This window comes from Paenibacillus sp. JNUCC 35 (genome assembly GCF_058269095.1).
Genome location: NZ_CM177771.1, coordinates 2482872 through 2494175, shown reverse-complemented (window position 1 = coordinate 2494175; position 11304 = coordinate 2482872). Strand labels below are relative to the sequence as shown.

10 protein-coding genes are annotated in these 11304 nt (G+C 55.9%); 4 read left to right on the top strand and 6 right to left on the bottom strand.

Features of this window, described 5'->3' with window-relative positions:
- Positions 1-167 precede the first annotated feature (167 nt).
- Together AC2TF6_RS11560 and AC2TF6_RS11555 are read left to right on the top strand one after the other, a co-directional pair.
- Positions 168-980 (top strand): DUF6492 family protein, encoded by an 813-nt coding sequence (locus tag AC2TF6_RS11560; RefSeq protein ID WP_491311109.1) that lies wholly within the window; start codon positions 168-170, stop codon positions 978-980.
- Positions 981-1039: 59 nt separating this feature from the next.
- Positions 1040-2443, top strand: a complete 1404-nt coding sequence (locus AC2TF6_RS11555; protein ID WP_491311108.1) for a sugar phosphate nucleotidyltransferase — start codon at positions 1040-1042, stop codon at positions 2441-2443.
- A gap of 275 nt (positions 2444-2718) precedes the next feature.
- Here AC2TF6_RS11555 and AC2TF6_RS11550 read toward each other — a convergent pair whose 3' ends face one another.
- A complete protein-coding gene (locus tag AC2TF6_RS11550; RefSeq protein WP_491311107.1) occupies positions 2719-3576 on the bottom strand; it encodes an alpha/beta fold hydrolase in 858 nt (285 codons plus the stop codon).
- A gap of 132 nt (positions 3577-3708) precedes the next feature.
- Here AC2TF6_RS11550 and AC2TF6_RS11545 point away from each other — a divergent pair, with 132 nt between their 5' ends.
- Positions 3709-4650: a helix-turn-helix transcriptional regulator gene (locus AC2TF6_RS11545; RefSeq protein ID WP_491311106.1), complete on the top strand. Its 942-nt coding sequence runs from the start codon at positions 3709-3711 to the stop codon at positions 4648-4650.
- Between the two features lie 158 nt (positions 4651-4808).
- On the opposite strand, the gene AC2TF6_RS11540 is transcribed toward AC2TF6_RS11545, so the two are convergent.
- From AC2TF6_RS11540 to AC2TF6_RS11530, 3 genes are all read right to left on the bottom strand, one after another.
- Complete coding sequence (locus AC2TF6_RS11540) at positions 4809-5030, bottom strand: hypothetical protein (RefSeq protein WP_491311105.1); 222 nt, start codon at positions 5028-5030, stop codon at positions 4809-4811.
- A 17-nt stretch (positions 5031-5047) separates the two neighbouring features.
- Positions 5048-6565 carry a xylulokinase gene (locus tag AC2TF6_RS11535; protein ID WP_491311104.1) on the bottom strand — a complete coding sequence of 506 codons (1518 nt, stop codon included), beginning with the start codon at positions 6563-6565 and terminating at the stop codon, positions 5048-5050.
- Positions 6566-6700: 135 nt separating this feature from the next.
- Positions 6701-7057: a GIY-YIG nuclease family protein gene (locus AC2TF6_RS11530; RefSeq protein ID WP_491311103.1), complete on the bottom strand. Its 357-nt coding sequence runs from the start codon at positions 7055-7057 to the stop codon at positions 6701-6703.
- A 239-nt stretch (positions 7058-7296) separates the two neighbouring features.
- Between AC2TF6_RS11530 and AC2TF6_RS11525 the strand changes: the two genes are divergently transcribed.
- A complete protein-coding gene (locus AC2TF6_RS11525; RefSeq protein ID WP_491311102.1) occupies positions 7297-8943 on the top strand; it encodes a diguanylate cyclase domain-containing protein in 1647 nt (548 codons plus the stop codon).
- A gap of 59 nt (positions 8944-9002) precedes the next feature.
- On the opposite strand, the gene AC2TF6_RS11520 is transcribed toward AC2TF6_RS11525, so the two are convergent.
- Together AC2TF6_RS11520 and AC2TF6_RS11515 are read right to left on the bottom strand one after the other, a co-directional pair.
- Positions 9003-9581 carry a M15 family metallopeptidase gene (locus AC2TF6_RS11520; protein WP_491311101.1) on the bottom strand — a complete coding sequence of 193 codons (579 nt, stop codon included), beginning with the start codon at positions 9579-9581 and terminating at the stop codon, positions 9003-9005.
- A gap of 38 nt (positions 9582-9619) precedes the next feature.
- A complete protein-coding gene (locus AC2TF6_RS11515; protein ID WP_491311100.1) occupies positions 9620-11239 on the bottom strand; it encodes a glycosyl hydrolase family 18 protein in 1620 nt (539 codons plus the stop codon).
- Between the last annotated feature and the right edge of the window lie 65 nt (positions 11240-11304).

Below are 11304 nucleotides of genomic sequence, written 5' to 3'. Positions count from 1 at the left end.
CGTCACGTTTTCCTGCTTTTGTTAAGGCCGATAAGGATTCTCTTATCCGGCCCCGCCCTCTTTTTTCTATGAAAGGAGGTAGACAGGGACACAAACGGGTTGGCCCCCCCTCGCATATCTTATTGCATGACTTTCGATAGATTTTGATAAATGGAGATGAAGCGAGAATGAGCGAAGCTTCCGGAAACGGCAGAACCCCCATCGATGTGTTGATCCCGGCTATCGACAAAGATTTGGAAACTCTTCCTTTCGTCATTGACGGCCTCCGCCGGCATGTTAAACATCCGATCGGCAGTATCTATATCGTTTCGCCCGACAGTCCCCGGATCAAAAAACTTTGTAAGGTTAAAAAATGCAAGTTTGTGCATGAAAATTCCGTTCTTCCTCTGACGAAAAAAGACATCCGTTACCGTTCCAACCGATGGGATCGCTCAGGCTGGCTGTACCAGCAGCTGCTGAAACTAAACGGCGATAAAATTTGCGGCAACCGCTATTTTCTCGTCACCGACGCGGATACCGTGCTTATTCGCCCTCACCGGTTTCTGGAAAAAGGCAAGCAGGTGTTCTTTACCCGGAACTGGAGCCACCAGGAATATTTCCGCATTCATGCCAAGCTTCTGGGTCAGAAAGCTTCTTCCCGTTCTTCCTATGTCAACCACTATATGCTCTACGACAAAGTCAAACTGTCCCGCCTGAAAAAGGCGATCTCTGCCCATCACAAAATGCCGTGGTACAGGGCCATTCTCAAAAACCTGAACACGACCAAACAGTTCGGATTTTCCGAGTTCGAAACGTACGGCAACTTCGTTCATGCCCGGTATCCAGGCACTTCCCTGTTAAAACCCTCCCGCAACAAGGAATTCAAAAAAAGCATCCGGTTCGTCCCTCACAGCGAAAGGGAGAAATGGGCCGGCAAATTCCGGTCGCTCTCGTTCCATAAACGGGGAGGTTACTATTTCAAAGCCAAAAAAGCCAAATAGCAGCCGGTCACCCGGCGAATTTTTCTTGACCAGCACTTTTGAGACAAGGAGGAAGGGCCGTGAAAATCATTTTGCTGTCGGGGGGATCCGGCAAAAGGCTTTGGCCGCTGTCCAACGAAATCCGGTCCAAAACGTTTCTGAAGCTGTTACCGGCGCCTGACGGCGGCAGAGAGTCTATGCTTCAGCGCGTGTGCAGGCAGCTCGCCGCCGCCGGGCTGCTCAGCTCGACATCTATCGTTACCCACTTCAGCCAACTTGAAATCGTCCGAAACCAGGTCGGCGATAAAATTCCGGTTTTGGCGGAACCGCACAAAAGAGGGACGTTCACGGCGATCGGCCTCGCCAGCCGGTACCTGCACACCCAAGGCGTAAGCCCCGGCGAGATCGTCTGTTTTATGCCTGCCGATCCGTTCGTGGACGCCGCTTTCTTCGAGAAGGTCGCCTCCCTCCCCTCTGTCCTCGCACAGTCCGGCGCCCGCATGGCTTTGATCGGCACGAAGCCGTCCTACCCGTCCACCCAGTACGGGTATATCGTACCGGCTCCTGCGCAGGACCGGGAGGCAGCGCCGTATCTTTCCGTCGCGGAATTCGCGGAAAAACCGGACGAACAGGGCGCTTCGGCGCTCTTGTCCCGGGGAGCGCTCTGGAACAGCGGCGTGTTTGCTTTTGCGAATTCATTCATGCTGGAGGTTCTGGCATCGCGCGGTTTGCCGGACGATTACGGGCAGCTGCTCGGCTTATACGACCAACTGCCGGAACTGAGTTTTGACGAGGAAGTCGTCGAGAAGACGAAGCCGATCGTTGTCCTCCCGTACGAAGGCAGATGGGACGACTTGGGGAGCTGGCAGGCGCTGGCTCCGCATTTGGAAAGCCGGTCCGTCGGCCCCGGCGAAGTATCCGACGATTCGGCGGATACGCACATCGTCAACGAGCTTTCCTCCCCTGTACATGTCATCGACGTGTCCGGGATTATCGTGGCGGCAAGTCCCGACGGAATTCTCGTAGCCAGCAAAGCAGGCAGCAGTCGGATCAAGCAAATCAATCCGGGTAAAGGCAGAGCTCCCATGTACGAGGAATACAGGTGGGGTACCGTCACTACGCTCGGCAGTACGGAGGACAGCTCTGAAACGAAGGTCGTCATCCGCCGGATTACCCTGCTGCCCGGCAGATCTTTTCCCTACCGGGCCAACGGCAGCGCGAAAAAAAGCTGGACGCTGCTGTCCGGTTCCGGCCAAATGATTCTGGACGCGCGGTTAATCCGTGTAAAGGCCGGAGACGCCCTCCATCTGGAGCCGGCCGCAGGGCATGCGCTGCTCGCGGATTCCTCCGGTCAAGTCGAGCTGATCGAGATTGAGTTCGGTCCTGAGGGCGAAAAGCCCGTGTCCACCGCACCTTCTCTATCTTGGGAAGAAGCGCTGCTGCTGTGCGGGGGCGGCTCGGAACCCGATCCCGGGAAGGGATGAGGCCATCTTGAGATGGCCTTTTTGTATTCCGGTCTGACAGCGACTGATGGGACACCCGTGGCCGGCCTTTACATCGTGAAAAAAGGAAGAAAGGCATACCGTTCGCCCTTCTTCCTTTTCTTTTTCCTTCTATAATCGTTCTCTTGCATACTGCGGGTGACCGCTGTCATAAGACGCCGCACCCCCGCCGGGGAATTTTCTTGCTTTTGTGTTTCTACCGCTTGCCGGCTTTTCCCGCTTCTCAACCGGAAGCGATTAGCTTTGCCTTTCCCCTTTTAGTCATTCGCTCTCACGTTCTCATTCTCGTTCTTGCTTTCGCCCAGTCCGTCGAGAAATTTTTTTACAACGGCATAATACCCGTCGGGATTGTCGGAATGAACTCCGTGGCCGCAATCTTCAAAAATTTCGAGGGAAGTATCCGGCCGCCGGGACTGCATCCATTTCGCCTGTTCGGCGTTCATGACAAAGCTTTTTTTGCCGTGAATGAGCAGGATAGGACATGTCGACGACAGCCAGTCTTCCCACCACTGCCCGTTGCTGTTTTCCTGGGAGGACTTCATTCCCTTTAAATCGGTCCGGAATCCCCAGCCTTTCTCATCCTCAAACACGCTTTCGGAAAAATAATCGATTGCTTTAAGTCCCAGCCGTGCCAGCGAATCCCTCAGATCTTGTAAGGTCGAAGAACGCTCCGGGAGTTTCTCGGCAAAAGAAAGGTCGGCGTGAATTTCCGCCCCGATATCTTCCACGATCACGGCCCGGACATATTCGGGATGACGCGCCGCGAACTGATAGGCATTGATGCCGCCGAGCGAGTGGCCCAGGATGACAACGGGCTGACCGCCCAGCTCCTGACGGATCAGATTCAGGATATCGGTGACGTAACTCTCTCTGGAATAATCCGTGTCGGCCGGATGCCCGCTCCAGCCGTGTCCCTGCTGGTCGAGACCGATGACCCTCCAGTCTTTCTGCAACCGGGAGGCCAGGTCCGTAAACGTTCCCGCATCGTTCATATGTCCGTGCAGCAGCAGAAGTACCGGTTTATCGGCACCGCCGTAATCCACGTAAGAAAGCTCGTTGGCTCCGGATCTGAAATAGTTGCGTTTTGCGGATGAATGTTCCTTTAGAAGTTCCATCTTCTAATCTCCTTATCGTCGTTCAAATTTTTGCTTTCTGGGCTCCCTTTTGGGAATCTCTCCTGGACTTTGTACTCAGTATAACGCATAATAGTGACAACTTTTGTCATAATTAAAAAATGGAGCCTATACATGTCCAAATCAAAACGACTCATGGAACTGATGATGACGGTGAACCGGAAGCGTAAGTTTACGGTGGGAGAGCTCGCGAGGGAATTCGGCGTTTCGCAGAGAACGATTTTGAGGGATTTGCAGGAGCTGGGCGAATTAGGGGTCCCTCTCTATTCGGAGGTCGGTCCGCACGGCGGGTATCAAGTGCTGAGGGAGAGACTGCTGCCTCCTATCGCCTTTACCGAAGAAGAAGCCGTGTCTATCTTTTTCGCCGTTCACGCCCTCCGGCACTATTCCTCCCTCCCGTTTGAAACGGAGTCTTCTTCCGCCTTGAAAAAATTTTACGCGTACATGCCCGAGGATGTCCGTGAACGGATCGATCAGATGAAGAACCGGGTGGATTTTATCACACCGGCGCGGAAGGCTGTCTCTCCTTATTTATCCATTCTGCTCGATGCGGCCGTTCAGCAGAAAGTGCTGCTCATCCGGTATCAATCCCGGGAAAAAAGTTCCGACCGCGAAATCCAGCCGATCGGCATTTTTACGAGAAACGGCCTCTGGTATTGCTCCGCCTACTGTCACCGGTCGGAAGGGATGCGTGTATTCCGGTGCGACCGCATTCATTCGGCTATCCCTTCGGCATCGGAACCGCTTGATCTCCGCCATATTCATCTTGAAAACAAGGCATCCGCGGGACGCAAGGAGCGGAACGAGGTACGTGTATTTGCGGAATTGAGCCTTGAAGGGGTCGAGGCGTGCGAGGCGGAGCCGTGGCCGGAACCGAAGCTTACCATGCGTGAAGATGGCACCGGCTGGCTTCAAGGAACCATTGCTAGGGAGGATCTCCCCTATTTCGCAAGGTTTTTTATTGGCTTGGGCGGTGAAGCAACCGTGACAGATTCGCCTGAACTTCTGGCGGAAATGAAAGGCATGCTTGCCGAACTGCTCGGCAAATACAGCTGAGATGCGGACGCTGATGCACGGCTCACTGACGTTAGGCTCGCTGACGTTAGGCTCGCTGACGTTAGGCTCGCTGACGTTAGGCTCACAGACGCAAATAAACCGGATCGTAAACTTCACGATCCGGTTTATTTGGCGTTATTCGCTGAGCGTGCGAACGGCTATCCCTTCAAGCCCGGGAAACGCTTTTCCGCCGCCGCGACTATGTCCGCATACGCGTCCCTAAGCTCGCGTATCGTCAGCAGCTCGGGAGCGGCTGCGATTTCTTCCGCGGTATGGTTGGCCAGCACGCTGTTCAACCCGTCCAGATTAAATTTCAGTTCTTGATGAGACTGGCTCAATTTCTCCAGAACCACCCCGATTAGCGTCTGATAGTGCTCCATGTCAATCTCCCATCTTGTTAAGCTTCCGTCGCCGCCTGCCGGAAAACCGGAGCAAGCGCCGGATACAATTCCAGATAGCGTGCATATTTGGACTCGTAATGCGCCTTTTTCTCCGCATCCGGACTAAACGTTTCGCATTTTCGTCTATTTTTAATTTTCTCGCATAACCGGTCATAGCTGCTTTCCCAGCCCAACCCGGGAAATCCGAGCGCCGCTGCACCCAGGCACGGCAAAAACTGCGATTCCGAGGGCACGGATACTTCCGTCTCGAACACATCGGCCAGGATCCGGCACCACTGGCGGCTTCTCGCTCCTCCCCCGATTAAGGTCAGAGAAGCAGCCCCTTCGGGCGCCCCGCGCAGCTCCATGACCTGCTTCATCGCGAAGGCGACGCCTTCCAGCACGGCGGCCGCCATATCGGCTTTCGTCGTGGAAGGACGCAGGCCGATGAAGCAGCCTGATGCCTCCTCATCCTGAACGGGGCATCTCTCCCCGTTCAGATAGGGCAGGAACAGGATCTTGTTCCTGCCCCGGTCGGATGCTTCCACGAGGCGTTCGGCCGCCTCGTATATCCCGCGGCCGTCCGTCCCGGCCGCTTCCGGTCCGAACACTTCGGCGGCCCATTGATGGGCATTGCCGGCGTTCGTCAGCGGAGCGACATTTATGTAGCGGCCGGGCTCCGCGTAAGCGAGGTTGAACAGGCCCGCCGCCGGGTCAGCCACCCCGCCGGATACGCCGGCTATCCATCCGGTCGTTCCGATGTAGGCGTACACCTCGCCGGGCTCGTAGACACCGGCTCCGAGCGTAGCGGCTCCCGCGTCGCCGATGCCGCACAGAACGGGCGTGCCCTCGGCCAGGCCCGTAAGCCGGCTGCCTTCCGCGTGCACCCGTCCGGCCGTCTCCCCGGAAGGGAGAATGTCCGGCAGCTTGCCGGCGGGAAGCCCCATCCGCGCGAGCCAGTCCTCCCTCCACTCCCGCCGCCTGATATCCATGCATCCTGTGGTCGCCGCCGAGGTCGGGTCCGTAACGAAGGCCCCGGTCAGGCGCGCGATGACGTAATCCTTCGAAGAAATCAGATAGCGGCTTGTACGGGCGCAGTTGTCCGCTTCATGCGTTTTCAGCCAGAGCAGCTTAGGGAACGTCAACGTACCGTCCATCCGGTTGGCCGCGCTTCGGAAAATTTCTTCTTCCCCGATTTCATCGCGGATCATCCGGGCTTCCGCTCCCGCACGGCTGTCTGAGTACAGGATGGCCGGACGGACAGCGTGCCCCTGCCCGTTCACCGGGATACAGTCCTGCATTTGCCCGCTGAACGCGACGAGGCCGATTTGCCCGGCGCCGATTCCGTCCCGGAACCACTCGCTCACAATCGTGCCTACCGCTTTAAACCACTGCTCGGGTTCCTGCTCGATGAAAGGCGGTTCCTGGCGGCAGGTCAGGGAAACGTTCTGTTCATAAAACAATTCCCCGTCCCTGTTGACGAGAATTCCTTTTACTTGGGTCGTACCGATATCAAAGGAGGCTATGTATGTCATGATTCCGATTCCCCCCGGCTCCTGAAATCTTTTCACCCATTATACCAATATCGGGACTCCGCCTACAAAGAAAAAAGAGGCGTGCTGCCCTTCCGGACAGCATCCCCTCTTAACTTCGGCATTTGGGCCGCTTGTTTACGCTCTAGGCGGCTTGTTGTACCCTTTGTCACCGTATGGCTGAAGACGGTCCAGCCACTTCCGCTCCATCTTTTTCAACGCGTCCTTCAAGTCGAAATAGCCGGTTTTTTTCTTCTCGACGATTTCCAGGACTTCGAAGACAAACTTCTCTTCACCCAGCTCCGTCCAATCTTTCTGAAGCTCCTTGTTCAGATGGGAGCCTATGTTGAGTTCAAAAGTCCGCCCGTTTATATTTTTGAAATTGGGGGAGCTCTCCACAAAAATCTTGTCGTTCGTCGTATTGCGGATTTGATACACCCCTGCTTCCGTCTCCATCTCTCTAAACTGCCGAATCAGCTCTGCCCTTCTGTCCATCGCTCTCTCCTCTTTCATTTAACTAAACAATATATAGTTTCGTTTGTATTATATTAGATATTGTAAACCACCGTTTGATCACAAGTCAATGATCAATTCTTCTGATTTTGCACATCCCCTTATCCCGGTCCGCCTCCTCTAAACAAGCTGTCCGAAGATGTCGATATAAATAAGGTTGTTCCCGATTACAATTTTCGGGGTCGGGGAACCGGATTTACATGAACAAGGAGACCGCTTGAATGTCGCTCAGTTTACGCACTACGTTTGCCCTCGTATCCGCCTTGGTCATCTGTCTTCTGACAGTGGTGCTGAGTACGGTGATCGGCAAAAAAACGACCCGTCAGGTCGAAGAATCCATCGGCACCTCGCTCTCTCAGGTCGCTTATCAAATGGCGGACAAGCTGGACCATTTTATGTGGTCGCGCGCCGGTGAAATCGACGTCCTGAGCGAACTGCTTTCTGACCGGGAAGCCTCTGGTGACGCCCAAGAGCTTCACAATTTGCTCGAACAATTGAAAAAAAGCTTTCCCTTCTACACCTGGGTCGCTTTTATCGATCCCGAAGGAAAAGTGACCGCTTCGACGGACGGCATTTTGACGGGAACCAACATCGCCTCCCGTCCCGTTTTTACCGAAGGGAAGAAAGGGCGGTTTATCGGAGACGTCCACGAAGCCGTCCTGCTCGCCAAACTTCTGCCCAATCCGTCGGGCGAACCACTTCAGTTCGTCGACATCAGCACCCCGGTCTACAACAAGCAGGGTCAGCTTACCGGTGTACTCGCCGCCCATCTCAGCTGGGAGTGGTCCCGGGAAGTCGAAGCCACGCTTCTGCAGCCGCTTAAAGACAAAATGAAACAGCTCGAAGTGCTCATTGTGAGTAAAAAAGAAAATACGGTCCTTCTCGGACCGAAAGAATCCCTGTATCGTCCGCTGGACACGGACGGCATCCGTCAGGCTCAGGCAGGCGGCAACGGCTGGCTGACGGAAACATATCCGGGCGGGCACACCTATTTGAGCGGCTACGCGTACGGAGACGGCTACCTGGACTATCCCGGGCTGGGCTGGTCCGTTCTCGTGAGGGAGCCCGCAGACGTCGCGTTTACGTCCGTTCGCGAACTGAAAACGTACATAACTGCAGCCGGTATTATTCTGTCCCTCGTATTTGCGGTGTTTGCCGCATTTCTCGCCGGCTGGGTCGTCCGTCCGCTGCAAAAAATTACCCGGTCCGCGGACCGGCTCCGAAAAGGCGAGCCTGCCGCATTCCCCGCATTCACGTTTATCCGGGAGATCCGCATCTTATCGGATTCCCTGCGCAGCCTCGTCGACAACTTGACGAAAACCGAGAATGCTCTGGACCAGATGTCCGATCTCGCTTTTCACGACAAGCTGACGGGACTGCCGAACCGGATCGCCTTGGACGCTTATCTGGAGCAGGCGATGCGGCAGGCGAAAGAGAACGGTACGACACTGACCTTTCTTTATCTGGATCTGGACGGGTTCAAAAAAGTAAACGATTCGCTGGGACATCTATTCGGAGACAAGCTTCTCCAGCAGACCGCCCTCAGGCTCACACAAGGAATGAGTACGGACAGCATCCTTACACGGGTGGGCGGAGACGAATTTGTCATCGTCCTTCCGACAGGCGCTTCCGCGCCCGATCCCGCCGCCATCCGTCTGGCGGGGAGCATTCTGGAGAGAATGAACGAGCCGTTTCTCGTGGACGACCAAGCGTTAAGAATCGGCTGCAGTATAGGCGCAGCGGTATGGCCGCTTCATCATGAGGATCCGATCGAAACGATGCGCCTAGCCGACCAGGCTCTGTATATGTCTAAGCGCAGCGGGAAAAACTGCATGACGTTCAGCCCCGATTCCCGGGAGAACGCGTAACTGCATACCAAAAGGCGGTTTTCCGGGGTGTCGTCCCCGTGAAACCGCCTTTTTATCCGTTAAGGGCCCGAACGGGCCGTCTTCGTGCCGCGCTGAAGCTCGGCGATGCTTAAACCGTAGCTGAGCTGCAGATGGGGATAATCGGGGAAATTGGTCCAATCCCCGCCCCATTCGAAACCGAGCTCCTTGGCAATCGCGACGACCTGCGTCCAGTCTTTGCGGCCGTCGCCGTTCAAGTCGGCGTTCATGTCCCAAATGATTTTGCCGGATTTCGTTTTCAGGGCAAAGTCGATTGCCAGGCCGTAGTTGTGATAAGACTCGCCCGCCTTGGCGTGCGTCACAATTTTTCCTTCGCTTGTCCGCCCCTGGCTGTACAGCTTGTCCTGTTCTTCCATGCTGCGGAAATCGTCCGTAATGACGACTTGAATGCCGATAGCCGCCGTTTTGGCCAGCAGCTCGTCCATTTTCCGGGCGACTCCCGGGTCCAGCCCCGTCAACAACCGGGCGCTGTTCAGTCCGAGCTCCTCCAGATTTTTCTCGTCCGTTTTGGTCATAACGAGCTGAATCAGCATGATCGCGGACAATACGGCGGCCAGAACGGCGAATGCGGCTCTGAACAGCCGCATTTTCGCGGACATTCCCGGCTTCTGTCTATTTTTCAAAGCTCCGGCATCTCTCACTTCACTGCGTCGATCCGCTGCCAATCGCTATCCGTAAACTGACCCATATACCATAGGGAAACCCCTTTTAAGCCGTAATAGCGCGCCAGCCAGATTTTGCGGTCCAAACTGTCGGAATCCTCGTAAAACAATTCGTGCGCGCCTCCATCCGTGTACCGGATATGCCCGAGCAGATAAGGAACGGACAAGGTCGACTGGACTCCGGGTTTCTTCAGACGCTCTTCCACGGCCGAACTCGCCGGCGAGGCGTAGGTCGTCGTTCCGCCCTGATCGATAAACTGGTCCGTTTTCTTGCTGACGCCGAGAACCAGTTTCTCCGCCGGGACGCCCGCCTTAATCGTATCCCTCACGGCTTCGGCCACTAGCGGAAGCGGTGCGGACGGGAGCCGGTCCGGCTTGTACAGAAAATCGTACGCCATGAGAATGACCGTGTCCGCCGTCTTACCTATGGACGGAAGATCGTAACCTTCGAAATAGTAGGTTGGAGGCACCGCTACGGTGAGCGTTTTGCCTTTCGCCGCTTCCTTGACTTCGCTCAGGAAGGCGGCAAACTCCGCTTTCTTGTCCGCTCCGTACAAATCCTCAAAGTCGATGCAAACCCCGGTGAAGCCGTACTTCGGATCGGAAAGAGTTTCCGCAATCGCTGCCGTAAACGCCTTACGCGCTGCGGCATCCCCCAGAAACTCTTCCACACGGTGCGATTTGTTGGCAAAAATCATCAAATCTTTGGAAACGTGACTGGAGCTTGCGGCAGCCGTCACTTCTTCCCAGCCGTCTGGCCGGTTGAACTTGAACGGGTCGCCTGTCGAACCGAGCTTCGCGGAGCCGGCACCTTCGTAATTCAGGTGCCACCAGCCGAGGGCAACGCGGTCCAGAAGAGGCATTTTGCCGAGGCTGTTGTACGACTGTACGGCATAAAACCCCGTCACCTCCAGCGGCTTGTTCCCGGCTTCCTTATGCAGCAGCCGGTTGATGACCGCAGCCGCTTCCTGTCGGCTGAGCTGCTCGTCCGGCTCAAGGCCGTTCTCGCTGCCTTCCAGCATTCCGCGGTTCACCGCGTAATAGACGTAAGGCTTCAGCGCCTCGTCGACTCCCGCCGCGTCCGCGAACGCCCGGCTGCTCTGTTCCCGCTTCCAGCCGCTCTTCAGCCAGCTTGCGCGCTCCGCTTCGCTCAGCTTGTCCAGCAGCAGGCTTCCCATCGCGTAGGCCACCTCTTCCCTGCGGATCGGTGCTGCCGGATGGAAGGCTCCGCCGCTGTCCACCATCGCTTTGATCCAGCCGCGCTGAAGAGCGGCGCCGATCATCGGATAGGACCAGCGCTCCCGGCCGACATCCTTAAGGGTGACGGGATGATCCGCATCATACCCGGTTTTCGCCGCCGTGACGAGCAGCTTGATAAACTCTTCGCGGGACATGGCCGCAAGCGGATGAAACCCGCCGTCCTGATAGCCGTCCAGCGCCTGCACGGCCGCTAGCGTATAAATATGTTCGGCGGACCAGGTGCTCTCCGGCACGTCCCCGAACGGTTTCAATCTCGATTCATAGGCGTTCGCCGTGGCTGAACCTGTCAGCATACAGCCTAAGACGGCTGCCGCCATCCATTTTCTATTCTTCATTATGTGCCCTCCCCATGTTTACTTTGTATTGGACGCAGAAAATGACGAAAAGTTACGGTCTCCGT